Source organism: Nocardia sp. NPDC051990, from assembly GCF_040680755.1.
Taxonomy (GTDB): Bacteria; Actinomycetota; Actinomycetes; order Mycobacteriales; family Mycobacteriaceae; genus Nocardia.
This window is the reverse complement of record NZ_JBFAXH010000006.1, coordinates 183,518-209,763: the sequence shown is the minus strand read 5'-3', so window position 1 is coordinate 209,763 and position 26,246 is coordinate 183,518. Positions and strand designations below refer to the sequence as shown.

Below are 26,246 nucleotides of genomic sequence, written 5' to 3'. Positions count from 1 at the left end.
TATCCGCGATCTATCCGACGGTCCGCCGACCAACGGGGGCCAGACGCGGGGCAGAATGGCACGGTGACAGAACTGGCGCTCACCGCTCGACTGAATCCCTCCGCCGCGGATGCCAGGCGCGGGGTGGTCCGGTTGCATCCGGAGGCGCTGACCGCGCTCGGCCTGCGGGAATGGGACGGTATCGCGCTGCTCGGGGCACGCCGCACCGCCGCGGTGGTCGGGGTGGCCCCGGCGGGTACACCGGCCGGGGTGGCGCTGCTCGACGATGTCACGTTGTCCAATGCGGGACTGCGCGAGGACGCGAATGTGGTGGTCGCCCCCGCGACGGTGTACGGCGCCAAGCAGATTTCGGTGAGCGGTTCGGTGCATGCCACCCGAACCATTCCGGCGGCGACGCTGCGGCAGGCGCTGCTCGGCAAGGTTGTCACGGTGGGCGACGCGGTCTCGCTATTGCCCCGCGATCTCGGCCCCGATATCAGCTCTTCGGCTGCCACCCAGGCACTTTCGCGCACCTTCGGCATCGCGTGGACCACCGAGTTGCTGACCGTCACCGCGACCGATCCCGGCCGCGCTCCGGTGAGTGTGCAGCCGAATACCGCGGTGGTCTGGGGCGCGAGTGCGGTGGCGGCCCGGGATTCGGCCGATCGGGCGGCGGCCGGGCTGCCGGTACCGGCGGGTGAGGCCGCGCGCGGGGCCGCCGAGGCCGCGGCGCTCGCCGCGACCAACGGGGCGGGCGCGGGTTGGACCGAGACCGTCGGCGAGTCGGCCATTGCGGTCGAGGATCTGGCGGGTGCGCACGGGCAGGCGGCGAAACTCCAAGAGTGGCTCAGCCTCGCACTCGACGAACCGGAACTGCTGAAGGCCCTCGGCGCCACACCACATCTGGGGGTCTTGATCACCGGGCCGGCCGGGGTCGGCAAGGCCACGCTGGCGCGCGCGGTGGCCGCGCCGCGCCGCATCGTCGAACTCGATGGTCCGACGGTCGGGGCGGCCGAAAGCGGTGCGCGGTTGCGCGAGGTCGCTGCCGCGGTGGCCGAAATCGGTTCCGGGCGAGGCGGAATCCTGCTCGTCACCGATATCGATGCACTGCTGCCCGCACCGGCCGAACCGGTCGCCACGCTGATCCTGGATCAGCTGCGCGCGGCGATGGCCGAGCCCTGCGTGGCATTCCTGGCGACCACGGCGCATCCGGCCGGTATCGATCCGCGGCTGCGGGCACCGGATCTCTGCGATCGCGAGCTCGCACTCACGCTGCCGACCGCGGCCGTCCGCAAGGCGCTGCTGGAGCAGCTATTGCGCAAGGTGCCGACCCAAGATTTGAAATTGGAGGAAATCGCCTCGCGCACACCAGGTTTCGTGATCTCGGATCTGGCCGCGCTGTGCCGGGAGGCAGCGCTGCGCGCGGCTTCGCGGGCCAGTAAGCAAAACTCGGAACCGGAACTGACCCAATCGGACCTGCTCGGCGCGACCGAGGTGATCCGGCCGCTATCGCGCTCCGGGACCGAGGAACTCGCGATCGGCAGCCTCAGTCTTGATGACGTCGGGGACATGATCGAAACCAAAGAGGCGCTCACCGAAACCGTGCTCTGGCCGCTGCGGCACCCGGATTCGTTCGCCCGTCTCGGTATTCATCCGCCGCGCGGCGTACTGCTCTACGGTCCACCGGGTTGCGGCAAGACCTTCCTGGTGCGCGCACTGGCCGGGACCGGTCAGCTCAGCGTGCACGCCGTCAAGGGCGCCGAATTGATGGACAAATGGGTCGGTGCCTCCGAGCGCGCGGTGCGCGAATTGTTCCAGCGCGCACGCGATTCCGCGCCCTCGCTGATCTTCCTCGACGAGGTGGACGCGCTCGCGCCCCGCCGCGGTCAGAACAGCGACTCCGGTGTCGGTGACCGCGTGGTGGCGGCGCTGCTCACCGAACTCGACGGCGTGGAACCGCTGCGCGATGTGGTGGTGCTCGGTGCGACGAACCGTCCGGAACTGATCGATCCCGCACTGCTGCGGCCCGGCCGATTGGAACGGCTGATCTTCGTACCACCGCCCGATGGCGACGCCCGACTGGAAATCCTGCGGGCCGCCGGGAAATCGGTGCCGCTCGCTGCCGATATCGACCTGGCCGCACTAGCCGCCGACCTCGACGGCTACTCTGCGGCAGATTGCAGTGCCCTGCTACGTGAAGCCGCACTGGCCGCGATGCGCCGCGATGTGGACGCCGCCGATGTCACCGCCCGGGATGTCGCGGCGGCCAGGGCAGTGGTGCGTCCATCGCTCGATGCCGAGCAGGTCGAGTCGCTGCGCCGGTACGCGGATAGCCGCCGATAGCCGTTACCGATCAAAACACCCCGGTGATAACCGCCTTCTTGGGGGTTTCCGCAGATCCGACATGTTCGGGCGATATGGGCGCAATCACCGATTCGCGCGCCGACGCGAGTAAGTTCGACGAGGTGCGCAAGAGCGGCGATGCGATCGATACGATCACGGCCTTCTTCGGGGCCGCGGTCGCTGGCGTCGCATTGTTCCTGCCGATCACCTTCAGATGGACCGCCGCCAGCTCGGCGTATCGGTTGGCCAGCCTGAACAACAGCGTCCCGCGCGGTGCGGCGATCGGGGTGATCGTCGCGGTAACCGCCGCGGTAATGGTGGTCACCTTCCGCGAGCCGCTGCTGGCATGGACCGCGGCCCTGTTCGGCGCGGTCGCCATGGACATCAATCACTTTGCCGGACGCCACGTTACCTCGGCCGACCTGCTGACCACCCAGAACTATCTGGATGCGATTCTGGCCGGTGTGCTGCTGGGCGCGCTGGGCGCGGCGGTGGTGCGCCGACCGGTTCCGGCGATCGGCTTCGTCGTCGGCGCCGCGAGCTTCTTCGTTTTCGGTGATCTCGCCGCAATGCTGCAAATCGCCAACGATCCGTACGCGGTACTCGAGGCACCGCCGCGCTGGCTGATCAGCGTTGCGGTGGTTTTGCTGATCATCAGTACGCTGCGCAATCGGTCCCAGTCCAAGGAAACGAAGCCGCTACGGATCGCCGTCGAACTTCCGGTCACGCCGATCCTGGCCTCGATGGTGCTGGCACTGGTGATCCTGGCCATTACCGAATGGCTGGCGCGGCAGTATCACCATGCGCCGGACGTCAGCCATGCGATCGAAATCGGGATGGCGGTCGCCGCGACGCTCATCGCCGCCACCGCCGCGGCCATGCTGCTACCCGGGCGCGACGGTATCGGGGTGTACCTTGCGGTGAGCCTGGTCGCCGTCGCCGAGGCCGTCACGGAGGATCCGCGGCCCGGGTGGAGCATCGCGGTGCTGATCGCGGTCACCGCGGCCGGGCTACTGATCGGGATCCGCATGCCCTCGACCTTCATCGCCATCGTGCTGATCGTGGGGCTCGCGGTATTCGCCCTGGTGAAACCCCCCAACGACCATCGCTACGTGACCGCGGCGGGCAGCGCGGCACTGGCACTGACGGTCGGCTACTGCTGCGGCACCGCGCGTCCCCGCTACGCACCGAGCGGGGTACTGGCCCTTTCCGCACTGTATCTGCCGACGATCATTACCGCATTGCCGCACGACTCCGCCGAATGGCCGCTGGACGGGGGCGCCAACCATCAAACGCTGGCCGGCCGGACCGCGCTCGCGCTCGCGCTCGGTTCGGCCCTGGGGCTGGTAGCGCTGCACCGCTTCCGACCGCGCCGTCGACCCAAGCCCGCGCAATCGGTCGACGACGGGCCGAAGGGCTTGGCCTGAGCACCCATTCGCGCGCTGAGTCTGCCGAGATCACGACTGGAATGGGCGCTCTGCACTATCGAGCCGCGCCAACCGGCGCGTCTGTTCCGGCCACGACCATCGGCGTCGCGGCAAACCACGTCGCATGGAATGCCGCGACCATTGCGGCCAGCAGCGCGAGCACAACCGTCCCGGCCAGCACCGGATACTCGGCCATCGAAACCGCGAGATAGCGGAACGAAAGCAATAGCGTGCCGAGGATCGCCGCACCGAACAGCACCAGGCGCACCCGGAACCAGCCCCAGCCGCGTCCGGGATCGCGCAGTGCGGACTCGACGGTCAAGCACAGCACCGCACCGGCGACCAGATCGACACCGTAGTGGTAGCCGAAGCCCAGCGTCGCCATCAGCGTGGCGACCAACCAGAACGCGCCGAGGCAGCGCAGCCACAGCGGAGCACGCGAGCCATCGGCATCCCGGCGGGTGTGCACAAAGACCGACAGCGCCCAAGCCGTATGCATGGAGGGCATGCAGTTACGCGGCGTGAAGGAGTCGAACGCCATTGCTGCCGGATTGCGATCGATCGGCGGGATGACACCTGGCCAGAAGTTGCCCACCTGCATGCCGTGGCCGTCCGCACCGAAGGCGAACATCGGGCCGACCACCGGGAAGATCACATAGCTGACCGGACCGATCAGTCCGAGCACCAGGAAGGTGCGCACCAGATAGTGCGTCGGCCACACCCCGGTCGATACCACCCGGCGCAGCTGCCACACCGCGACGACGATCGCCGCCACCGGCAGTTCGATATAGACCCAGTGCAGCACCGCGTAGACGGCCGGGCCGAGCGCATCCACCACGCGGCCCATCACCCAGGACGGATCGCCGAGCGCGTGATCGGCCAGGGCGACATAGACGTCGTAGACCTGCGGCCGGCTGACGACCGTAATGTGCAGCCATACATCACCGACCTTGGTGGCAAGCACCAGCAGGGCGCCCAATGCGGCGGCGCGCAGCGCATTGCGGCGCTCCGCCCCGCTCCAGCGGAATCCGGCGACCAGCGCCAGACCGGTGAGCACGAGCGTCGGCCCATTGCCGATGGCGAACGATTCGTCGCTCAACAGTCGAACACTCGCCCACACCACGTCGATACCCGCCGCAATGCCGACGGCGATTATCCTGCGGCGCTTGGAAATTCCGACCAGGGCGAGGATGAGTCCGGCCCACGGCAACGACATGGACTTGGGTGTGCCGACGTAGTCGTGCCACAGACTGGCGAGCGGCCCCTCGAAATCGTGCCCGATCGAACCCACCTGTAGCGCGATGAGCAGTACCGGCACCGCCGCGATCGCGACTGCCGTCCAGATCCGCGAACGCGGCACGCGCACCCGCTCGGCGAGACTGCCACCGCTGACCTTTTCGAGCGACCTGCGAGCAGTCGCTACGGGATCACCCGGATCTTCGACAAGCACGTCGACCATAGTAAACGGCGGATTAACGCCATCCCCTGACCAGCTGAACGTCAGCGGTCCGCCCGGTCAGGCGGATCTACTGGTTCAACTCCTTGACCAGGGCATCGACCACCGCGACCAGATCACCCTGGGTGCTCGCTGCCACTTTGCGCTGCCGCTGATAGGACGCGCCGCGCTGTGGGATCTCCGCCACCAAGGCGAGTTCGTCCGCACAGCCGAGCCGCTTGGCGGTCGGCTCCAACCGCTGCAGCAGATCGATCAGATCATCGGTGACCAACCGCTCATTGCAGTCATCGTCCACGATGACGATCGCGTCGAGACCGTAACGGGCCGCGCGCCACTTGTTCTCCTGTACATGCCACGGCGGGATGGTCGGCAATGCCTCGCCATCGTCGAGACGCTGATCGAGGTCGACGATCAGGCAGTGAATGAGCGCGGCCATGGCCGACAGCTCGGCGCGGGTCGAGATCCCATCGCAGACCCGCACCTCGATGGTGCCCCATTTCGGTGCGGGCCGGATATCCCAGTGCATGCCGCCGAGCTGTTCGAAGACACCGGTTTTCATCTGATCGTGCACGAAATGCTCGAACTGGGACCAGTTTTCGAATTGGAATGGCAGACCGGCGGTGGGCAGCTGCTGGAACATCAACGTCCGGTTACTCGCATAGCCGGTATCCGCACCCGCCCACATCGGCGAGGACGCCGACAGCGACAGCAGATGCGGATACGACAGCAGCAGCGAGTTCAGGATCGGAAAAACCTTCTCGGCGTGCGAAACTCCGACATGCACATGGACGCCCCAGATCATCATCTGGCGGCCCCACCACTGGGTGCGATCGATCAGTTCGTCGTAGTGCGCTGAGCGCGTGAGCTGTTGGGCCGACCACTGGGCGAACGGATGGGTGCCCGCGCAGAACAGATCAACGCCGAGCGGATCGGCGGCCCGGCGCACGGTATCCATGGTGCCGCGCAGATCGTCGACGGCCTCACCGACATTGTTGTGCACACCGGTCACGAGTTCGACGGTATTGCGCAGTAATTCCTTGGTGACCTGCGGGGTTCCGTCGTAGGCGTGTAGGTCACCGAGCGAATCGAATACGGCCGCAGCGGTATTCGACAGATCGCGGGTGACCTTGTCGACGAGCGCGATCTCCCATTCGATGCCGATAGTGGGCCGGGGCGAACCGGGGAAAGGAACCCGCGCGATTGCTGTCCCGGCCATATCGGTGAACCTTGCTACTGGATTACGCCGCAGGCGACGCGGCCGCCCGCATCGCCCGTCGCCAAAGTGGTGTCGTCCGGGCCGGCAACGCCGTCGGCGCGGACATAACGGTTGGGGATATTGCCGAAGTTGTCGGCGCCGGCGTGGATCATCAGGGCCTTGCCCTTGATGTCATCCAACGTCACCGCATCGGTGGTGGTGACCAGCTTGGCCGCACCGTCGGCACGGACCTCGAGCGAGGTCAGGTCGCCGCTGGCCGGGTGGGCGTTGGCGCTGCCGACGTTCAGGTGGCCACCGGCCGACAGGAAGTCACCCGAGGGTCCGCCGGTGGGCGCGACCGAGTTGGGCTCGCACTTGCCGAACTGATGGATGTGCACGCCGTGGAAGCCGGGACGCAGGCCGTGCGCCTCGATGCTGACCTGCAGGTGGTTGCCGTCCTTGGTGATGTTCGCGACGCCGACCGAGGCACCGGCCGGGTCTTTGAGGTCGACCTTCACCCCGGTATTGGCATTCGGGGCGCCCGTCTCGGTGCCGAATGCGCTGGCCGGCGGTGCGGACGCACCGGTCCACACGGGCGGTGTAGTTCCCTGGACGTCGCTGGACTCCTGACTGTTCGAACAGGCGGCCAGCCCGAAGACCGCGACAGCGAGCACCGGGGTCACAGTCAGCCAGGACGGGCGACGAGTTGTGTACGGGGCCATCGGGGAACTCCTTTACGAGTACCGAGTTTACGAGTAAAGCTGAGTGGAAACCTTCGTTACCGGACAAGATGATGCCACGCCCGCCGTGTCGCACCCGTGACCGGGCCGTGTCGCGAGCCCCCGCATCGATTAGTTGCCGGTGACAACCACCGTCACGCCCGAACCCGCCCCACCCGAACGCGGCTCGGCGGTCACGCCCAGTTCATCGGCTATGGCCAGTGCGGCTTCTTTCTCGCCGGGGTTATTGCCGTAGTACACAGTCGTATTCGTGATATTGGGGCCGGGATAGTTGCCGACCTCCTCAACCGTCCAGCCGTTGGCGGTGAGCTCGCTCGCGGTGCGCGCGGCCAGTCCGGGAACAGTGCTGTTGTTCAGAACATGTACCGGCACAGCGTGATTTGCCGTGGTGGTGGCCGGAGTCGTCGAGGTGGTCGACGACTTCGTGGTGACCGATGCCGAACTGGTCGGTGCCGGATTCATGTTCTGCACCGGCGAGTTGGTCGTCGCGACCGCCGTGGTGGCGGCGGCCCGACTGGTTGTGCCCGAGGAATCACCCGCCCCCGAGGTATCGGAGTCCGAACTCGATAACGACATCGCGCCGAGCCCGGCGAAAACGATGGCCAGCGCGATCAACACCATCGCCAGCGCGCGCAACGGCGGCCCGCCGGGGGTGGGATTCGACTCGCTCACGGCTGCGCCTCGCTGGCGCTCGGCTCCGCCGTGCGCGACGGCGCGCTCTGCTTTTGGTTCACTCGCTGACGCTCGCTCACGTTGAGAACCCTAGCCGCAAACCCGGTGCCGTGGTCGTTGCGCAGGCTCCGTACTTGCGGCGGCGCGTCATACCTGGAATCCGAGCCTGCGCGCGGCTCGCGCCTTCTGCCTGCTCGCCCGCAGTCGGCGCAACCGTTTCACCAGCATGGGATCGGCGGCCAGTGCCTCCGGCCGATCGACCACCGTGTTCAGTACCTGGTAGTACCTGGTCGGCGACATGCCGAACAGTTCACGAATGGCCCCTTCTTTAGCCCCGGCGTATTTCCACCACTGCCGTTCGAAGGCGAGAATGTCGTGTTCGCGACGGCTGAGACCGTCACCGGCACCATCGACCTGCAGGGCTGCCGTGACATCTTCGCTCGCAGAAGGGCCGTCTTGGATCGCGGAAACATTCCGAGCTGCTGCGCCGTCCATCTTGCTCCCTCGCCGAGTAGCCACCAGACGAAAATGATGCTTGTACGTCGCGGAACATTCAACCACGGGCCGCGGGATTGCCCCAGCACCGTCGCGGCGTGTTCGCTACCGGTCGGTAGCGAGTCGCAACCATCCGTGATAAGAGCAATTGCGGCGGCTGCGCGCCCATCGGCAATAATTGCCCCATGGCAATCCTCCCCATCGTGATCGTCGGTGACCCGGTTCTGCACAATCCGACTGAGCGGGTCACCCAGACGCCGGAGGAACTGGCCGAGCTGATCGCGGATATGTACGAGACGCTCGATGCCGCCAATGGCGTCGGACTGGCCGCGAACCAGGTCGGCGTGCCATTGCGGCTGTTCATCTACGACTGCCCGGATATCGATGCCAACGGCGCGACCGTGCGGCGCAAGGGCGCGGTGATCAACCCGGTGCTGGAGACCTCGGAGATTCCGGAGACCATGCCGGATCCCGATGACAATGACGAGGGCTGCCTCTCGGTGCCCGGTGAGCAATTCCCCACCGGCCGCGCCGAATGGGCCCGTGTCACCGGAACCGATGAGCACGGCGCGGCGGTCGAGATCGAGGGCAAGGGCTTCTTCGCCCGCATGCTCCAGCATGAGGTCGGACATCTCGACGGTTTTCTCTACGTGGATGTGCTGATCGGCCGCAATGCCCGCGCGGCCAAGAAGGCGATCAAGCGAAACGGTTGGGGCACACCGGGACTCAGCTGGATTCCAGGTACCGTGCCCGATCCCTTCGGACACGATGACTGATCCTGCGGCTGCACCGGGCGATTCGACATTGCCCGATATCCCGTTGGGTCGGCGCGTGGTGCTGCGGTACCGATTGCCGGCGGGCTATCCACAACCGCTCACAGATGTGATCGGCGAACTGGTTTCACTGGATCCGCCTACCGTGCGGGCCACGGACGGGCAGGTGGTCGCGGTCGCGATGGATCGCGTGGTCGCCATGAAAGCATTGGGGCCGAGACCGATTCGCACCAAGGAGATCCGGGCGCTGGAGGCCGCGGCGGCGTACGGCTGGCCCGGTATCGAACAAGGCTGGATCGACGGGTGGCTGTTGCGGGCCGGAAACGGCTACACCAACCGCGCCAATTCCGCTGTGCCGCTTGGTAGCTCGGATCGTCCAGCGGCATTGGGCGCAGATACGCTGCAGCGCATCGGCGAGTGGTACACCGCACACGGCCTGCCGGTGCAGCTCGCCCTGCCGGATCGGCTCGCATCGCCGCCGCCGGGTTGGCAGAGTCGGCGGGAAACCCAGTTATTGGCGATCGATATCGAGAATTTCATACTGCCGCAGGGGCCGCGAATGGTTCGCATCGTGTCCGCACCAGATGACGCCTGGTTGTCGATGCACCGTTATAGCGGCGAAGATCCTGCGACACAGGCTGTTTCACCGCCGCCGGTAGTAGAGGTACTGACGGCCGTACACGACGGCGAAGTTGGCTTCGCCTCGCTCGGCCTGCCGCAGCCTATTGCGATCGGCCGCGGTGCACTCACCACCGCACCGGACGGCCGCCGCTGGATCGGCCTGACCTGCGTCGCGGTGGCGGCCGAACACCGCAGGCACGGGCTGGGTTCGCTGATCTGCGCGGAACTGATCCGCTGGGGCGCCGACCGTGGCGCCACCCACGCATATCTCCAGGTCGAGGCCGAAAACACCGGGGCCATCGCGATGTATCACGAGTTGGGCTTCCTCGACCACCACACCTACCGCTATGCCACACCGGACGGCTCCCGCTGAACCGACAACTATGAAGGAAGGCATCCGTGCGTCTCGCGACCTGGAACGTCAATTCGATCCGCTCCCGTCTCGACCGGGTCGCGGACTTCCTCGACCGCCAGGACATCGATGTGCTCGCGATGCAGGAAACCAAATGCCGCGACGACCAGTTCCCGTTCGAGCGCTTCGACGAGCTCGGCTATGAGGTCGCCCATATCGGGTTGAACCAGTGGAACGGTGTCGCGATCGCCTCACGCATCGGCCTGGACGACGTTGCAGACGCGTTCCCGGATCAGCCCGGCTTCGACAAGGACGCGGGCGAATCGCTGATCAGCGCCCCGATCGTGGAATCGCGCGCACTCGGTGCGACCTGCGGGGGCGTCCGGGTGTGGAGCCTGTACGTCCCCAACGGCCGCACCTTGGACGACCCGCACTACACCTACAAACTGGAATGGCTTGCCGCCCTGCGCGCCAACGGCGCCCAGTGGCTCGCCGAGCATCCGGAGGCGCAGATCGCGCTGGTCGGCGACTGGAATATCGCCCCGACCGACGACGATGTCTGGTCCGTCGAATTCTTCGCCGACAAAACCCACACCTCCCAACCCGAACGTGACGCCTTCAACGCCATTGTCGAAACCGGCTTCGCCGACGTCATGCGCCCGTTCGCCCCCGGCCCCGGCGTCTACACCTACTGGGACTACACCCAACTGCGCTTCCCCCGAAAGGAAGGCATGCGTATCGATTTCATCCTCGCCTCCCCGACACTGGCCGCTCGCACCAAGGACGCGATGGTCGACCGCGAGGAGCGAAAAGGCAAGAGCCCCAGCGACCACGCCCCCGTAATCGCTGAATTCACCGGCTAGTCGCTGACGCCGATCTCATTCGTAGTGGAAGCGGCAGGCGACAATCTTGGCCGTATCATCCTCGATCACATATACAATGCGGTGCTCGGTTGTGATGCGACGTGACCAGAACCCAGCGAGGTTCTGCCGCAATGGTTCCGGCTTACCAACACCGTCGTAGCCGTTGCGGGTGATGTCCTCGATGAGTCTGTTGATTCGCCTCAGCGTTGCCTTGTCGTTGGCCTGCCACCAGAGGTAGTCGGCCCAGGCATCGGGCGTGAACAAGATCTTCACTCCGCGCCCTCGTCGTCGGTTTCGACGAGTTCATGGTGTTCGGTCTCGCCGGCCCGTAACTGCTCGATGGATCGCTCCAGATGGCGGGCATTGGCCGGTGATCCCAGCAGGTATGCGGTTTCCTTGAGCGACTGGTACTCACGCAGCGAAATCACGACCGCTGACTCGCGTCCCGCGCGGGTGATGACGACCTCTTCCAGGTCTTCGGTAGCCGAATCCAGAACGGAAGCCAGATTGGCGCGAGCCTCGGTGATGGAGATGGGTCGCATGACGGTCCTCTCGAAACGTTCGTAGAACCAATGTACATCATCATGTACACACAAGCCCGGCATCGAGGATGCCGAGCGCAAGTTGCTGGTACTTGTCGAGCCGTGGGTGTCCGCAGGTGAGGGTGCGGTGCGCACACTGCTGGCGAGCGAGGGCGGTTGGGATCCGCAGAGCCTCGGGGCCTTTGTCGGGGCGGCCGCGTACCGCACATTGCGTCACGCCTGACAATTGTTCAGCACTTCACCCCATCGCTAGGCGAAATGCCGCAGAAGTCCGCATTTGACCGACAAAATGTCCATCCTGCCAGCGCGTGCCGCACTAGGATGGAAAGCAAATCCAGCGGTCCAGCCGGAGGTACGGTCATGGCGTTCTATCGGCAGGTGGGTGCGGTGCCGCCGAAGCGGCACACCCAGCATCGAGACGACCAGGGACGGCTCTATTACGAAGAGCTGATGGGCGAGGAGGGCTTCTCCGGCGATTCCTCGCTGCTGTATCACCGCGGCCTGCCACCCGCCATTGTCGATTCGACGGTATGGGAGCTGCCGGACCAGACCCTCACCCCGAATCATCCACTGCGCCACCGACATCTGCGTCTGCACGAACTCTTTCCCGGCGATACCCCGGCGGGCGCCGATCCGATCACCGGCCGTCGGCTGCTGCTCGGCAATGCGGATGTGCGGATCTCCTATGTGGTGGCCAAGGGCGCGTCACCGCTGTATCGCAATGCGATCGGCGATGAGCTGGCGTACGTGGAATCCGGTGCGGCCGTAGTCGAAACGGTCTTCGGCACCATCCCGGCCCGGCAGGGCGACCAGGTGCTGATCCCGCGCGCGACCACGCACCGCTGGCTACCGAGCGGCCCGGAACCGCTGCGCGCCTATGTGATCGAAGCCGCCAGCCACCTCACCCCGCCGAAGCGCTATCTCTCGAAATTCGGTCAGCTGCTGGAACATTCGCCGTACTGCGAGCGGGATCTGCACGGGCCAGCCGAACCGTTGATCGCCACCGGAACCGATATCGAGGTGCTGGTGAAGCACTGTCCAGGCGGTCAAGTGGTCGGCACGCGGATGATCTACGCGACGCATCCATTCGATGTGGTCGGCTGGGACGGCTGCCTGTATCCGCTCACCTTCAATATCGCCGATTTCGAACCGCTCACCGGCCGGGTGCATCAGCCGCCGCCCGCCCATCAGGCATTCGAGGGGATCAATTTCGTGGTGTGCAATTTCGTACCGCGCAAGGTCGACTACCACCCGCTGTCGATTCCGGTGCCGTACTACCATTCCAATGTCGACAGCGATGAGATCATGTTCTACTGCGGTGGAAATTACGAGGCGCGTAGGGGTTCCGGTATCGGACCGGGTTCGGTGTCGGTACATCCCGGCGGTTATGCGCACGGTCCGCAGCCGGGCGCATATGAGCGCAGTATCGGTATCGATTTCTTCGACGAACTCGCGGTCATGGTCGACACCTTCCGACCGCTCGAACTCGGCGAAGGCGCATTGGCCTGCGAGGATCCCGGATACGCATGGACCTGGTCCGGGCGCGGACCGCAATCCGGCGCGCATCGGCAACCGCATCAGCGCCCGCACGCGACCCGGCGCCGTGGGCCCGCATGAAGACCGAGGTTCCCGACAGCACCCTCTTCGGTCCGGACGCTTCGCTCATCGAATTGTCCTGAGGCGGAGCCGAACCCGTCACGATAAGCGGGCAACACCAGACGTTCCTCGAAGACGGCAACGAAGTGGTCATCACGGCACCGGCCCGGGGTTCGCATGCGCCGCGCATCGGCCTCGGCGAGGTCCGCGGGCGTATCTGGGCATGCGCGTGACTGAGAGGTGCGCTCAACGTACGGCTGACCGCGCAAACCGCTCGGCAGCAATTTTCTCGAATCCGCTCGGGAGCGGCGGATTGTTCGTGTAACTTCCTGAGAGAAGCCCCGGACCATCCCTTGGTCCGGGGCTATCGCCATTTCAGCGGCCGCCGGGGCCTATCTACGACACCACCGGCAGATATACCTGTGCGCCATGGTCGGCGAATTCCGCGGACTTCTCCGCCATCCCGGCTTCGATCGCCTCGACCTCCGAAAGCCCCTGGCGCGCGGCGTATTCCCGCACGTCGGCGGAGATGCGCATGGAGCAGAACTTCGGACCGCACATGGAGCAGAAGTGGGCGGTCTTGGCGGGTTCGGCGGGGAGGGTTTCGTCGTGGTATTCGCGGGCGGTGTCCGGATCGAGGGCGAGGGCGAACTGGTCGCGCCAGCGGAATTCGAACCGCGCCTTGGACAATTCGTTATCGCGGTCCTGAGCGTGTGGATGGCCCTTGGCGAGGTCGGCGGCGTGCGCGGCGATCTTGTAGGTGATCACGCCGACCTTGACATCGTCACGGTTGGGCAGACCCAGGTGCTCCTTGGGGGTGACATAGCACAGCATCGCGGTGCCCGCCTGCGCGATAATTGCCGCGCCGATGGCCGAGGTGATGTGGTCGTAAGCGGGTGCGATATCGGTAGCGAGCGGGCCGAGGGTGTAGAACGGCGCCTCCTCGCACAGCTCCTCCTCCAGCCGCACGTTCTCCACGATCTTGTGCATCGGCACGTGCCCCGGACCCTCGATCATGACCTGCACGCCATGCGATTTCGCAATCTTGGTCAGTTCGCCGAGGGTGCGCAGCTCGGCGAACTGGGCCTCGTCATTGGCATCGGCGATGGAGCCGGGACGCAGTCCGTCACCGAGGGAGAACGTTACGTCGTACCTCGCCAGGATCTCGCAGAGCTCGGCGAAGTTGGTGTACAGGAACGACTCCTGATGATGCGCCAGACACCATGCCGCCATGATGGATCCGCCGCGCGAGACGATACCGGTGACCCGCTTGGCGGTCAGCGGGACGTAGCGCAGCAGCACACCGGCATGCACGGTCATATAGTCGACGCCCTGCTCGCACTGCTCGATGACGGTGTCGCGGTAGATCTCCCAGGTGAGCGCGGTGGGATCGCCGTTCACCCGCTCCAGCGCCTGATAGATCGGCACGGTACCGACCGGGACCGGCGAATTGCGCAGGATCCATTCGCGTGTCTCGTGAATGTTCTTGCCAGTGGACAGATCCATGATGGTGTCCGCGCCCCAGCGGGTGGCCCACACCATCTTCTCCACCTCCTCCGCGATCGAAGAGGACACGGCCGAATTGCCGATATTGGCATTGATCTTCACCAGGAACTTCTTGCCGATAATGGTCGGCTCCAGTTCTGGATGCTTGTGGTTGGCCGGGATGACCGCGCGACCCGCGGCGACCTCGTCGCGGACCAGCTCCGGCGTGACGCCCTCGCGCGCGGCGATGAAGCGCATCTCGGGGGTGATGATGCCCTGCCGTGCCCAGGCCAGCTGGGTCGGCGGACCGTCGACATCGGGCTTGGCCCAGCCGTCGCGCAACTCAGGCAGACCGGCCTCCAGATCGATGGACGCCGTATCGTCGGTGTACGGGCCCGAGGTGTCGTAGACGTCGAAGTGCTCGCCGTTGGTCAGATTGATCCGACGCACCGGAATACGCAGGTCATCGACCTCTTGATAGTGCTTGACGCTGCCCTCGATCGGACCGGTGGTCACGGAGTCGACAGGTGTGCCCATGAATATCCTCCCTACGCCGGCATTACCCGGTCAGGTTCATACGGTCGACGGCCCTGAACGCCCGAATTGGGCTAGCCGTCCTCTCAGCCCGCTGGTGCGAGCCCCCGTTGGTGTGCGAAATTTTCCCGCTCGACGATACCTTTCCATGTCCGTGCCCCGCCGGGCGATCGGAGGAACATCCAGCGAAGCGCCCGAGGCCCGACCGGGCGCCGGTAGATTCCGCAGATCAGCTGATCTTGCCCGCGTAGGCGTCTCGCATGCCCTGCAGGTCGATCTTCTGCATCCCGAGCATCGCCTGCATGGCGCGGTTCGCGGCCACGCGATCGGCACTGGCCAGCAGAGTGTCGGCTTCGACCGGCCAGATCTGCCAGGGCACACCATATTTGTCGTTGAGCCAACCGCATTCGACCGGCTGACCGCCGTCGGCGAGCAACGCCGTCCAGAGTCGGTCGACCTCGTCCTGGCTGTCGCAATTGACCAGCAGTGACATGGCGTGGGTATCTAACGGATGATCTGATCGATCAATCGGCGCGCGGCCCGGTCGGTGCGCTCCACATCACCGGTGATCAACCGATCCTGAATGATGCCGCGCAATCCCGAAACCAATAGCGTGGCAACAGCTTCCGGGTCATCGATGGATTCGATTCGACGCAGCGCATCGGCGAGCGTCCCGATGAAGGTCGCGATCGCGGCATTCGCGTATTCGCCATAGGGACTGCCCGGCGCACACGCCGCCCCCAGCACCTGCAACAGCACCCGCACACTCGTCGTGGCCTCCCCCGCGATATTCACCGCACAGAATTCGCCGAGCCGCGCGCGCAGCGAAGCCGCGTCGGAGACCCCCGCGAAGACCGCGGGGATATCCGGACGCTGCGTAGTAAGCGCCTGTACCAGCAGTTCTTCCTTGGTGTTGAAGTAGTGGATCAGCATGCGCGAACTGGTGCCGAGTTCGGCGGCGAGCGGGCGCAGCGACAGGTCGCCGAGACCGTGGGCGGCGATGTATTCGACGACACCGGCCAGCAGTTCGGCGCGTTTCGCATGGTCGATGGGGCGGGCCATGAGTTGACTGTAGCGATTGGTACAGGTATTCATGACACCGTGACTGTAACAATCGCTTCAGAAACTCGCCCGGCCGTCGTGGTCACCGCGGTCGCCGCGACCACATCGATCGCCGATGACATTGATGCGACCTGGTCCGGACTGCTCGCCGGGCGCAGCGGTATCGGCATGCTCGACGACGATTTCGTGGCCGAATACGAACTGCCGGTCCGCATCGGCGGCAAGTTGAAGACACGGCCGGGTGATCAGCTCACCCGCATCGAACAGCGCCGTCACTCCTATGTCGAGCAGCTGGCCCTGGTGCTGGGCCGCCAGGTCTGGCGCAATGCGGGCGCACCCGAGGTCGAGGGCGAGCGGCTCGCGGTCGTCATCGGCACCGGACTCGGCGGCGGCGATGCGCTGATCAATGCGGTCGATTCGATGCGCGACGGTGGCTATCGGAAGGTGTCGCCGATGTCGGTGCCGATGGTCATGCCGAACGGTCCGGCCGCGACGGTCGGACTCGAAATCGGTGCCAAGGCAGGGGTTTTCGCACCGGTCTCGGCCTGCTCCTCCGGTTCGGAGGCGATCGCGCACGCCTGGCGGCTGATCACCACCGGCGAGGCGGATGTGGTGGTGGCCGGTGGCGTCGAGGGGCATATCGATGCGGTGCCGATCGCGAGTTTCGCCATGATGCGAGCGATGAGCACCCGCAATGACGAACCGGAGCGGGCATCGCGGCCTTTCGACCGGGACCGCGACGGATTCGTCTTCGGGGAGGCGGGCGCACTCCTGGTGCTGGAATCCGAGCGGCACGCGCGGGCGCGCGGCGCGCAGATTCACGGCCGCGTACTCGGCGCGGGGATCACCTCCGACGCCTATCACATCGTCGCATCGGAACCGGAGGGCGTCGGCGCCGCGCGCGCCATGCGCAAAGCGATAAGCACTGCCGGATTACAGGTTTCGGATATTCAGCACGTCAATGCGCACGCCACGTCCACCTCGATCGGCGACGCGTCGGAAGCCAATGCCATTACCGCGGTTACACCGGAGGCATCGGTGTACGCGCCCAAATCCGCTCTGGGCCATTCGATCGGCGCGGTCGGTGCGCTCGAATCCATCCTCACCATGCTGACGCTGCGCGACCAAATCGTCCCGCCCACCTTGAATCTCGACAATCGCGACCTGGAGATCGACCTCGATATCGTGGCCGGCGCACCCCGCGAGCAGCACATCGATTTCGCGCTCAATAACTCCTTCGGTTTCGGCGGCCACAATGTCGCCCTGGCGTTCGGGCGGGCGTAGCGCTGGTGGCCTAACGCCGCGGAGTAGCTTCATAGCAGAATCGTTAACCGTACGAACAACTCAGCGGAACGGGACAACGACGTGGCGGACGCCTTCTACACCCCAGATCCGGCGAACCCGAATCGGTTCGTCTCAACCGAACTGACCCGCGGTCCGTGGTCACCGGACGCCCAGCACGCCGGACCGCCATCCGCACTGCTCGGGTACGCGATCGAGCGCTGTGAGCCGCGGGCCGGATTCCAGGTCGGGCGGGTCGCGGTCGAGATCCTCGGCCCGGTTCCGCTGGAGCCGCTGACGGTAGCGACGCGGGTGGCCCGCCCCGGCCGCAGTGTGGAGCTGATCGAGGCGACCCTGTCCACCGATCGCGGACCGGTGCTGCGGGCGAATGCCTGGCGCTTCAAACTCGCCGAGCCGGAACTCGAACTGCCTGAGCAGTTCCTGCCGTCCGGCGCCCGGCCCGGTCCGGACCAGGGTGTGTCGTCGCCGTTCCCGTCGGACCAGTCGATCGGTTTTCACACCGGCATCGACTACCGCTTCGTCACCGGATCCTTCGGCGAACCCGGCCCGGCGATCTGCTGGATCCGGCTGAAGTATCCGATCGTCGCGGGTACCACCCCGAGCCCACTGGAACGCACACTCGCGGCCGCGGATTCGGGCAACGGCGTCAGCTCGGTATTGGATTGGTCCCGCTATCTGTTCATCAATACCGATCTCACGGTAACCCTGTACCGACATCCGGTCAGCGAATGGGTCTGCCTGGATGCCGCGACCTACCCGCAACCGCACGGCGTCGGCCTGGCCGAGTCGGCGCTCTTCGATGAAAAGGGCCCGCTCGGCCGCAGCACTCAAACGCTGTTCCTGGGACCGCGCTAGCCCGGCTGCATCCGGCGCGGTCGAAGAGGGCGACCCCGCGCGGACACTCGGTGCGGGCTGTCGGATCGGGTTAACCGGCCGACCGGATCAACGCTGTGAGCGGTCCGAACTTCGCAGGTTGGGACCACCGATCGGCCTGTTGCTGAGCAATCGCCGCATGTGAAACCATAAATGTGATTCGGTCGACCCGAGAACTCTGATGACTGGATACCCGGCAGCAAACCGCGCATCGCGGACACCGGGCCCGGCGACCGATACCACTCGCGCAATGGTTTCCGGTCCGGGTCTTGCTGGATTATGTGCCCTGCTCGGGCTGCTTCCGGTCGCGCCACTGCTGGCCGACGCGGGAAGGAGTCGACGATGTCGAATCCGCTGCGCTTCCGGCTGACCCCGGACCAACTCGCCGCGGCCTTGTCCATCGCCGGCCTGGCGCCGGGGCCGCGGTCCGCGCTGCCGCCGCGGACCCCGCCGCGCGACCCGGCGGCGGCGCTGCGAGACACCGGACTGATCGAAGCCGACGACCGACTCTCCGGACCGGCGACGAACGCACTGCGGATCGCCGCCGATCCCGCCTACACCACCGCCATCACCGCCAACCGCGCCGGGCAGGACACCTGGATGGCGGCGCTGCTACTGCGCGGGGACGAAGACGACACCTACGTCATGCAGGCCGGAACCGGCGACGACGGCTTCGATTTCGCCGTTGTGCCCACACTCGCCGAAGCCACCGTGCTTGTGGACGAACTGCTCGATCTCACCTCCTACGCCCCCGGATCCGCATCACCACCGATCGACCTCGATCTCATCACGTTCGCCGCGCTGCTCGCCGCCGCCGACGCGGCACAAGAGGCCCGCTTGGCCGCGGTCCTACGTCGAAACGTCGCGCCCGGACCGCTCGAGCTACGGGCGCTCGAGCTGGAGGAGCAACTCGCCAAGGGGCTGGCCAGCGGCGACACCCGTTGGGCCCTATCCGCCGCCAAGGGCGCCGCACCGGTATCGCTCGCCGCGGCGGCCGGTCGGATGACGGAAGGACTGGCCCGGCTGGCGTTGCTGGACCTGGTCCGACTGGAGGCGCTCGGTAGCTACCGATTCACCGATGCCGGGACCGCGGTGGCGCGGTCGTTCAGTCAGCTGGTGACGACCGGGAGCATTGCCGTATTGACCAGTGCGGCAACGAAACAGGACGCACTCGCCCATTTCACGGTCTTCCGTTCGACGTTCACGACCCGGTTCGCATTCTGGCGCGAGCTGGCGGCGCGCAACCCGCGTGCGGAATTGTTCGAGACCACAGCGCAAGTCGCGCTCCGTCTGGTACGTGATGTGCTGGACCCTGTCGTGGTCAAGCCGTTCGCCGGCGCCATACCGGCATTCGACGCGTCCGCCGCACCCACGGAGGTCGAGCTGGTCGAGCGCGACAGCGCACCGGCATGGCATCCGACCCACCGGGTGCCCGGCAACGGCATGCTCGCTTGGACCACTCCCGACTCGACCCGGCCGCCCGTCGCCCGCATCGACCCGCGCGTCGAACTCCAGATCCTCGAACGGTCCGGGGACTGGGCGCATATCGCCTGCAACAACGGCTGGACCGCATGGGTCGACGGGCGCGTCATCGAACCCCTTGCCGGCGCGTGGTACCCGACCCACCTGGTACCCGAGGGCGGACTGGACGCATGGGCCGCGCCCGATCCGAGCCTCGACCCGATCACCAGCATCGCTGCCGGCGTCGAACTCCAGATCCTCGGCCGCGCCGGCGATTGGGCGCATATCGCCTGCGACAACGGCTGGACCGCATGGGTGGACGGCCGCGCGATCCAACCACTCACACTGCCCGACGCACCCTGAACATCCACCGACAACGGGCGCATCCGACGTCCCGGTCACGAGCCGGTTCGCCAGAGTAATCGGCGATGGGGAGGGTTTCGGGCGCGTCGAAATCTGTTGGACGGCCCAACGATTGCCATCCGGATCGTCGCACTAGCAGATACCGGCATTGTCGAGCGGGTCGGGCACCGGATGGGGATTCGTGCCTATCACCTGGATCTCGCTCAGTTCATGGCGACCCTCTCGCTGCTGTGGACATGCCTGATTGCGCAGACGGCGCGCCGCGGCCGAACTCATTGTCGCTGGTTACGCGGTTGCCAGCGCCACGCGAATTCGCCCACTTCCGGTGGCGGACCGGGCAATTCACCTTCACCCGAGAGCCCCGCGATCAGTATGGCCAGCACGCGCCGGCGCAGTTCGGCGGTTCGCGCCTGGTCTGGCATGGCGATGGCCGCGCATGATTCCAGGACGAGACCGAGGTCGTTGGCATTGACATCCGCGCGCAGCCGACCGGAAGCGTGCGCCCGCCGCACCAGTTCCTCGGTGACCGCACCCGAATGCGTGACATCCGGGAGTATCGACTCATCCGGGGTGAAGGTGCCCGCCAGATGTACGGCCAGCGAATGCACATCGGCGTCGACCACCCGTTCCAGGAATCCCACCAGACCGCGCCAGCCATCCGAATCCGCCAGTGCGGCATCGGCTTCGGCGTTATAGCGGCGTAGGCCCTCGTGACAGAGGGTGCGCAACAGCACCTCCTTGCTCGGGTAACGGCGGTAGAGGGCACTGATCCCCACTCCGGCCCGTTCGGCGACGGCGGCGATCGGCGCGTTGGCGTCGGCCAGGAAGACCGCGCGGGCAGCCTCGAGGATGAGCCCGTCATTGCGTGCGGCCTGGGCCTTGCGACCGGGCAACCCCTTCTCAACTGGGGCATCGGATGTCTTCGGCATGGATTCAGATTAGCACTTGAAACGGAACGATCCGTTCTGATACATTCAGAACAGAACGAAGCATTCCGTTTCAAAAAGGAGTAGAGATGACCGCCATCACCCCCTTCCGCATCGACATCCCGCAGGCTCAGCTCGACGATCTGGCCGACCGGCTGTCCCGGGCCATCTACCCGAATGAGTTGCCCGGCGTCGGCGACGCCTACGGGGTGCCGAACCAGCGGGTGCGGGGTCTGGCCACGTACTGGCTGGAACGCTTCGACTGGCGCGCGCTGGAGGCGAAGCTGAACTCCTACCCGCAGTTCACCACCGAGATCGACGGCGAGAATATTCATTTCCTGCACATCAGATCCGCTCGGCCGGATGCGCTGCCGGTGGTCCTCACCCACGGCTGGCCGGGGTCGGTGCTCGAATACCTCGATGTCATCGCGCCGCTGACCGAGCCGGAATCGGCCGATGAGCCCGCCTTCCACCTGGTCATCCCGTCGCTGCCGGGATTCGGGTTCTCCGGGCCGACCCGCAGCACCGGATGGGGCACCGTCCGCACCGCCGCGGCCTGGGCGGAGCTGATGGGCCGACTTGGCTACGAGCGCTATGGCGCCATCGGCAACGACGGTGGCTCCATGGTCTCGCCGGAGATCGGACGGCTGGATTCCGAGCACGTCGTCGGAGTGCATGTGACGCAGCTGTTTTCGTTCCCATCCGGTGATCCATCGGAGTTCGAGGGGCTGTCCGAGGACGATATGGCGGCGCTGCGGCATCTGCAGTGGTTCCAGGAGAACAAGATGGCCTTCAACACCTTGCACAGCCAGCAGCCGCAGACGCTGGCGTTCGCGCTGGCCGATTCGCCGGTCGGATTGCTCGGCTGGAATGCGCAGTTGTTCGGCGAGAGCCTCGACGAGGAGTTCGTGATCGGCAATGTGGCCATCTACTGGCTGACCGGTACTGCCGGGTCGTCGCTGCGGTTCTACTACGAGAATGCGCACACCGCGCAGCAGCCGAGCGGACCGACCACGGTGCCGACCGGATTGGCGATGTTCAAGGGTGATTTCCAGTCGATCCGCCGGTTCGCCGAGCGCGATCACAGCAACATCATCAGCTGGAATTCCTACGACGCCGGCTTCGTACCAGGCGACCCGAACGATGCGGCCGGACATTACGCCGCACATGAGGCACCCCAGCTGATCGTCGCCGATATCCGGCAGTTCTTCGCCAAGCTCGGCTGAGTTGCGCTACGCAAGGGCCCGCATCCTATCTCCGGACGCGGGCTCTTGCGCTTTCCGGCGTAGACCCCCTCGTATGGTCTCGAGACGCATGGCCATGGTTCGTCTCGTTCTCTGTTGATGTACTGGATTCACCAACAGCTCAACAGCTTTCAACACCCCGCGGTGCGAGCGTCCGGCCCGGAGACGGCAGCCTGCGTAACCACGTAGGGCCCGGGAGCACCGCACATCCAACACAAGGAGAACATCATGCGTATCGCAGTCTTCGGAGCCACCAGCACCGTCGGTCGGCTGGTCGTCGAACAGGCACTCGAGCAGGGGCACGAGGTCACCGCCTTCACGCGCAATGCGGCGAGTGTGCAGCAGCGACATGAGCGGCTGCAGGTCGTCGAGGGCAATGTGCTCGATACGAGTTCGGTGGAGCGGGCCGTGGCCGGGCAGGACGCGGTGCTGATCTCGCTGGGTGCGGGCCGCAAGGGCGTCATCCGGGCCGAAGGCACCCGCGCGGTGCTGGAGGCGATGGACCGGACCGGCGTCAAGCGCCTGATCTGCCAGACCACTCTCGGCGTCGGCGACAGCCGCGGCAATCTGAACTTCCTGTGGAAGTACGTCATGTTCGGAATGCTGCTGCGCGAGGCCTACGCCGACCACGAAAAGCAGGAAGAATACGTCCGCGGCAGCAACCTCGACTGGACCATCGTCCGCCCGAGCGCCTTCACCGACGGCCCACGCACCGACACCTACCGCCACGGCTTCCCGGCCGACACCAACGGCCTGTCCCTCAAAATCGCCCGCGCCGATATCGCCGCCTTCATGCTCACTCAACTCACCGACCCCACCTACACCCACCTGGCCCCCGGCATCTCCAACTAGTGACCGAGAATGCATTGGCGGCGGGGGCCGCTCGGCGATTGCCTGCATGGTTCCAGGTCAGTGCTGATGGAGAGCGCCCCAGGTGGGGAACGGGTCCGGATAGGTGGCCCAGGTGGTGCGGCCCGCGTTGAATTCGTCGTCGGTGAGCAGGGCGGCGTCAAGGAGTGCGCGGATGTGGGCGGTATCGAGTTCGATGCCGATGAAGACGATTTCTTGGCCTGCGGGGACTTCCAGGGCGGACCACCAGGCGGCGGGTTCGAAGGTGAGGTTCGGACCGGCTTGGGACCAGATTGCGGCGAGTTCGGGGCGGGTGGCGAGCCAGCAGAAGCCTTTGCTGCGCAACATGCCTCGCAGTTGGGCTAGGGCTTCGGCGAGGCGTTCGGGATGGAAGGGACGGTCGGCGGTGTAGGTGAGGCTGCCGATGCCGTATTCCTCGGTTTCCGGAGTGTGGCCGCCCGCGAGTTCTTCGACCCAGCCCTCGGATTCGGCGGCGACGACGGGGTTGTAGCGACCGGTCGCGAGGACTTCCGCGAGATCTACCGCCCCTTTCTCGGTGCGCAACACGTGGGCGCGTGGATTGAGCCGTCGCACAGTGGCTTCCACGGTTCCGACGGCATTGGCGCTGACCAAGTCGGTCTTGTTTATCAGCAGGACATCGGCGAATTCGACCTGATCGACGAGCAAGTCGGCAATGGTACGCGTATCACCTTCGCCCGCCTCGAGATTCCGCTCGGCGAGCGCTTGCCCGCGGGCGATCTCGGCGAGGAAGGTGGAGGCGTCCACCACGGTGACCATGGTGTCCAGGCGAGCGATATCGCCGAGTTTGAAGCCGTCGTCGAATTCCCAGTCGAAGGTCGCGGCGACCGGCATCGGTTCGGAGATTCCGGTGGATTCGATGACCAGCTGATCGAAGCGGCCCGCCCGCGCGAGTCTGCCGACCGCCTCGATCAAATCCTCGCGCAGCGTGCAGCAGATGCAGCCATTGGTCAGTTCGACCAGCTTCTCCTCGGTGCGGTCCAGGTGCCCCTGCCCGGCGACGAGCGCGGCATCGATATTGACCTCGCTCATGTCATTGACGATCACCGCGACGCGGCGACCGTCCCGATTGGCCAGGATGTGGTTGAGCAGGGTCGTCTTGCCCGCGCCGAGGAAGCCGGAGAGCACGGTGACGGGCAGCAGGTCAGGGGTCGATGAAGTGGTCACACTTTAATGATAATGGTTTTCATTTAAAACTAGGCGATCGGGCAGATCGGAATCCGGCCCCCTTCGGTCGGGTCCATGCTGGGTAGGGTCTGGTTTGTGAAATTCCTGCCGCTAGTGCCCGATGGGCAGACCCCGGTTCGCGTCCTCACTATCGCCGGGACCGACTCCGGCGGCGGCGCGGGCATTCAGGCCGATTCGCGGACCATGGCGCTGTGCGGGGTGCACGCGTGTGTGGCGGTGGCAGCGGTGACGGTACAGAATTCGGTCGGGGTGAGCGGGTTCCATGAGATTCCGCCGCAGGTCGTGGCCGATCAGGTGCGCGCGGTGGTCGGGGATATCGGGGTCGGGGCGGCCAAGACCGGAATGTTGGCCTCGACGGCGATCATCGAGTCGGTCGCGGCGGTGTGCCAGGAGGTGGGGATCGGGCGGGATCGGACGCCATTGGTGGTCGATCCGGTGGCGGCATCCATGCACGGCGATCCGCTGCTGCATGCGGAGGCACTGGATGCGGTGCGGCATACGCTGATTCCGCTGGCCACAGTGGTGACACCGAATCTGGACGAGGTGCGGCTGATCACCGGGATCGAGGTCATCGATGATGCCTCGGCGCGGCGGGCGGCGGAGGCACTGCACAAGTTCGGGGCGCGATGGGCGATCGTCAAGGGCGGGCACCTGCGCTCCTCGGCGGTGAGTACCGATCTGCTCTTCGATGGCGATCGATTCCTGGAGTTCACGGCGCCGCGGATCAGCACCGGCAATGACCACGGCGGCGGTGACACATTCGCCGCGGCCATCGCGTGCGCGCTCGCCAATGGGTACTCGGTGCCGGATGCGGTCGAGTTCGCCAAGGATTGGACCTACCGCTGTTTGGCCGCATCATATGATCTCGGCGCAGGTCACGGGCCTGTTTCTCCGCTCTGGCGGCTCTCCCCTTCTTGATCGCCGAAGCCATCGGGTTCGGGTGCCGAAACTTGTCGGTGGGTGGGTACATACTTGGAACATCGCAGACACCGTCGGCCTCGACGATGCGGTTGACGAGAACACAGTGGTTCGAAGTGGCTGCGGAAGCCGACCGCCCAGGGCGCGCCCGCGGTCGGCACCACCGGTGGTGCAAATCAGTCGTTGGAGAACGCGCGGTGCAGCGGTAGCTCCGCGTGGAAGCGGATGCCGTTCAGCCGCGCATTGGCATCGGCCAGTGCGGAGATGATCTCGGCCAGGTAGGCAACGAACTTCTCGATCGGCATGGCGTGTACCTGTAGCCGGTTCGCGCCGAGCCACCAGTCGGTGGCCGAGGCCACCGCGCCGAATACCGAATAGCTGACGAGTTCAACGCCGGTTAGCTCGACGGACTCGTCGGCGAGCAGTCCGGTGAACAGATCCGCGGCCCGCTTGGCCGATTGCCGAGCCGATTGCAGCGCCCGCTCGGATTCATCGATCCGCCGGGTGAAGTGGCTGTGCAGCATGAACCGGAAAACATTGGGATGCTCGGACACCACGAGCACATACGCGGCCGCACCCCGCCGAATCAGTTCCCGCGCCGAATCATTCGTCAGATCGGCACTGGAAACGATCCGCTCCCACAGCATGTCGCCAACCCGGTCGACAATCGCGTTGTACAGATCTGTCTTATCCTCGAAGTGCCGGTAAAGTTTCGGCTTGGCCGCCCCGGCTTCCTTCGCGATATCCCCCATACTCACCTCGGGCCCGAACTTGTCCAGCGCCCGAAACGCCGCATCCACGAACTGCCCCCGCACCTTCACCCGATGCTCCCGCCACCGCTCCGTCCGAGCATCGACCCGCTTGGGCGCCCCCGCATCGACTTCCCGCCCGCTCTGCATCACGAATCCGACCGTACCAACCCCGGCACCGACCTCGGTCGGAACCGAA

25 protein-coding genes and 1 riboswitch are annotated in these 26,246 nt (G+C 65.8%); of the genes, 12 read left to right on the top strand and 13 right to left on the bottom strand.

Annotated elements, in window-relative coordinates; genetic code table 11:
- Window positions 1–63: 63 nt before the first annotated feature.
- Both AB0L63_RS14525 and AB0L63_RS14520 read left to right on the top strand, forming a co-directional pair.
- Window positions 64–2,322 carry an AAA family ATPase gene (locus AB0L63_RS14525; RefSeq protein ID WP_364499741.1) on the top strand — a complete coding sequence of 753 codons (2,259 nt, stop codon included), beginning with the start codon at window positions 64–66 and terminating at the stop codon, window positions 2,320–2,322.
- A 74-nt stretch (window positions 2,323–2,396) separates the two neighbouring features.
- A complete protein-coding gene (locus AB0L63_RS14520; protein WP_364499738.1) occupies window positions 2,397–3,749 on the top strand; it encodes a hypothetical protein in 1,353 nt (450 codons plus the stop codon).
- Window positions 3,750–3,804: 55 nt separating this feature from the next.
- Here the strand turns inward: AB0L63_RS14520 and AB0L63_RS14515 are convergent, their stop codons facing one another.
- The 5 genes from AB0L63_RS14515 to AB0L63_RS14495 all read right to left on the bottom strand — a co-directional run bounded on the left by AB0L63_RS14515 (window position 3,805) and on the right by AB0L63_RS14495 (window position 8,307).
- A complete protein-coding gene (locus AB0L63_RS14515; protein ID WP_364500235.1) occupies window positions 3,805–5,115 on the bottom strand; it encodes a DUF5933 domain-containing protein in 1,311 nt (436 codons plus the stop codon).
- Window positions 5,116–5,275: 160 nt separating this feature from the next.
- Complete coding sequence (locus tag AB0L63_RS14510; RefSeq protein ID WP_364499735.1) at window positions 5,276–6,421, bottom strand: glutamate--cysteine ligase; 1,146 nt, start codon at window positions 6,419–6,421, stop codon at window positions 5,276–5,278.
- A 14-nt stretch (window positions 6,422–6,435) separates the two neighbouring features.
- Window positions 6,436–7,122 (bottom strand): superoxide dismutase family protein, encoded by a 687-nt coding sequence (locus AB0L63_RS14505; RefSeq protein ID WP_364499732.1) that lies wholly within the window; start codon window positions 7,120–7,122, stop codon window positions 6,436–6,438.
- Between the two features lie 129 nt (window positions 7,123–7,251).
- The gene (locus AB0L63_RS14500) at window positions 7,252–7,761 is read right to left on the bottom strand and encodes a LytR C-terminal domain-containing protein (protein WP_364500232.1); all 510 of its coding nucleotides are present in this window, start codon (window positions 7,759–7,761) and stop codon (window positions 7,252–7,254) included.
- 198 nt (window positions 7,762–7,959) lie between these two features.
- Window positions 7,960–8,307, bottom strand: coding sequence for a DUF3263 domain-containing protein (locus tag AB0L63_RS14495; protein ID WP_364499730.1), 348 nt, complete (start codon window positions 8,305–8,307; stop codon window positions 7,960–7,962).
- A gap of 185 nt (window positions 8,308–8,492) precedes the next feature.
- Here AB0L63_RS14495 and AB0L63_RS14490 point away from each other — a divergent pair, with 185 nt between their 5' ends.
- Genes AB0L63_RS14490 through AB0L63_RS14480 form a run of 3 tightly spaced genes read left to right on the top strand, consistent with a single transcriptional unit; the run spans window position 8,493 to window position 10,916 of the window.
- Window positions 8,493–9,083 (top strand): peptide deformylase, encoded by a 591-nt coding sequence (locus tag AB0L63_RS14490; RefSeq protein ID WP_364499728.1) that lies wholly within the window; start codon window positions 8,493–8,495, stop codon window positions 9,081–9,083.
- On the top strand, window positions 9,076–10,074 hold the full coding sequence (locus AB0L63_RS14485; protein WP_364499725.1) for a GNAT family N-acetyltransferase: 999 nt from the start codon (window positions 9,076–9,078) through the stop codon (window positions 10,072–10,074). Before AB0L63_RS14490 ends, AB0L63_RS14485 begins: the two co-directional genes overlap by 8 nt.
- Before the next feature lie 26 nt (window positions 10,075–10,100).
- Window positions 10,101–10,916 carry an exodeoxyribonuclease III gene (locus AB0L63_RS14480; protein WP_364499722.1) on the top strand — a complete coding sequence of 272 codons (816 nt, stop codon included), beginning with the start codon at window positions 10,101–10,103 and terminating at the stop codon, window positions 10,914–10,916.
- Between the two features lie 15 nt (window positions 10,917–10,931).
- On the opposite strand, the gene AB0L63_RS14475 is transcribed toward AB0L63_RS14480, so the two are convergent.
- Both AB0L63_RS14475 and AB0L63_RS14470 read right to left on the bottom strand, forming a co-directional pair.
- Window positions 10,932–11,189, bottom strand: coding sequence for a Txe/YoeB family addiction module toxin (locus AB0L63_RS14475; RefSeq protein WP_364499719.1), 258 nt, complete (start codon window positions 11,187–11,189; stop codon window positions 10,932–10,934).
- On the bottom strand, window positions 11,186–11,458 hold the full coding sequence (locus AB0L63_RS14470) for a type II toxin-antitoxin system prevent-host-death family antitoxin (RefSeq protein WP_327094215.1): 273 nt from the start codon (window positions 11,456–11,458) through the stop codon (window positions 11,186–11,188). The genes AB0L63_RS14475 and AB0L63_RS14470 overlap by 4 nt, the downstream gene beginning before the upstream one ends.
- 360 nt (window positions 11,459–11,818) lie before the next feature.
- Between AB0L63_RS14470 and AB0L63_RS14465 the strand changes: the two genes are divergently transcribed.
- Entirely contained in the window at window positions 11,819–13,075 is a 1,257-nt protein-coding gene (locus AB0L63_RS14465) for a homogentisate 1,2-dioxygenase domain-containing protein (protein WP_364499715.1), read from the top strand.
- A 375-nt stretch (window positions 13,076–13,450) separates the two neighbouring features.
- Here the strand turns inward: AB0L63_RS14465 and thiC are convergent, their stop codons facing one another.
- From thiC to AB0L63_RS14450, 3 genes are all read right to left on the bottom strand, one after another.
- Window positions 13,451–15,076, bottom strand: coding sequence for a phosphomethylpyrimidine synthase ThiC (thiC, locus tag AB0L63_RS14460; RefSeq protein ID WP_364499712.1), 1,626 nt, complete (start codon window positions 15,074–15,076; stop codon window positions 13,451–13,453).
- A riboswitch (TPP riboswitch) is annotated at window positions 15,068–15,194 on the bottom strand. Its footprint overlaps the gene before it by 9 nt.
- A 108-nt stretch (window positions 15,195–15,302) precedes the next feature.
- The gene (locus tag AB0L63_RS14455; RefSeq protein WP_364499709.1) at window positions 15,303–15,566 is read right to left on the bottom strand and encodes a VOC family protein; all 264 of its coding nucleotides are present in this window, start codon (window positions 15,564–15,566) and stop codon (window positions 15,303–15,305) included.
- A gap of 11 nt (window positions 15,567–15,577) precedes the next feature.
- Window positions 15,578–16,135, bottom strand: a complete 558-nt coding sequence (locus AB0L63_RS14450) for a TetR/AcrR family transcriptional regulator (protein ID WP_364499706.1) — start codon at window positions 16,133–16,135, stop codon at window positions 15,578–15,580.
- A gap of 39 nt (window positions 16,136–16,174) precedes the next feature.
- Here AB0L63_RS14450 and AB0L63_RS14445 point away from each other — a divergent pair, with 39 nt between their 5' ends.
- The 3 genes from AB0L63_RS14445 (at window position 16,175) to AB0L63_RS14435 (ending at window position 20,134) form a co-directional block, all read left to right on the top strand.
- Window positions 16,175–17,419: a KasA/KasB family beta-ketoacyl-ACP synthase gene (locus AB0L63_RS14445; protein WP_364499703.1), complete on the top strand. Its 1,245-nt coding sequence runs from the start codon at window positions 16,175–16,177 to the stop codon at window positions 17,417–17,419.
- 81 nt (window positions 17,420–17,500) lie between these two features.
- Window positions 17,501–18,292 (top strand): thioesterase family protein, encoded by a 792-nt coding sequence (locus AB0L63_RS14440; protein ID WP_364499700.1) that lies wholly within the window; start codon window positions 17,501–17,503, stop codon window positions 18,290–18,292.
- 360 nt (window positions 18,293–18,652) lie between these two features.
- On the top strand, window positions 18,653–20,134 hold the full coding sequence (locus AB0L63_RS14435) for an SH3 domain-containing protein (protein ID WP_364499697.1): 1,482 nt from the start codon (window positions 18,653–18,655) through the stop codon (window positions 20,132–20,134).
- Between the two features lie 272 nt (window positions 20,135–20,406).
- Here the strand turns inward: AB0L63_RS14435 and AB0L63_RS14430 are convergent, their stop codons facing one another.
- Window positions 20,407–21,063 (bottom strand): TetR/AcrR family transcriptional regulator, encoded by a 657-nt coding sequence (locus AB0L63_RS14430; RefSeq protein ID WP_364499694.1) that lies wholly within the window; start codon window positions 21,061–21,063, stop codon window positions 20,407–20,409.
- A gap of 86 nt (window positions 21,064–21,149) precedes the next feature.
- Here AB0L63_RS14430 and AB0L63_RS14425 point away from each other — a divergent pair, with 86 nt between their 5' ends.
- Both AB0L63_RS14425 and AB0L63_RS14420 read left to right on the top strand, forming a co-directional pair.
- Complete coding sequence (locus AB0L63_RS14425) at window positions 21,150–22,286, top strand: epoxide hydrolase family protein (protein WP_364499691.1); 1,137 nt, start codon at window positions 21,150–21,152, stop codon at window positions 22,284–22,286.
- A 246-nt stretch (window positions 22,287–22,532) separates the two neighbouring features.
- On the top strand, window positions 22,533–23,156 hold the full coding sequence (locus AB0L63_RS14420; protein ID WP_364499689.1) for an SDR family oxidoreductase: 624 nt from the start codon (window positions 22,533–22,535) through the stop codon (window positions 23,154–23,156).
- Between the two features lie 57 nt (window positions 23,157–23,213).
- Here the strand turns inward: AB0L63_RS14420 and AB0L63_RS14415 are convergent, their stop codons facing one another.
- Window positions 23,214–24,359, bottom strand: a complete 1,146-nt coding sequence (locus AB0L63_RS14415) for a GTP-binding protein (RefSeq protein ID WP_364499686.1) — start codon at window positions 24,357–24,359, stop codon at window positions 23,214–23,216.
- A 96-nt stretch (window positions 24,360–24,455) separates the two neighbouring features.
- Here AB0L63_RS14415 and thiD point away from each other — a divergent pair, with 96 nt between their 5' ends.
- Complete coding sequence (thiD, locus tag AB0L63_RS14410) at window positions 24,456–25,298, top strand: bifunctional hydroxymethylpyrimidine kinase/phosphomethylpyrimidine kinase (RefSeq protein WP_364499683.1); 843 nt, start codon at window positions 24,456–24,458, stop codon at window positions 25,296–25,298.
- A 176-nt stretch (window positions 25,299–25,474) separates the two neighbouring features.
- Here thiD and AB0L63_RS14405 read toward each other — a convergent pair whose 3' ends face one another.
- Entirely contained in the window at window positions 25,475–26,197 is a 723-nt protein-coding gene (locus AB0L63_RS14405; protein WP_364500229.1) for a TetR/AcrR family transcriptional regulator, read from the bottom strand.
- Between the last annotated feature and the right edge of the window lie 49 nt (window positions 26,198–26,246).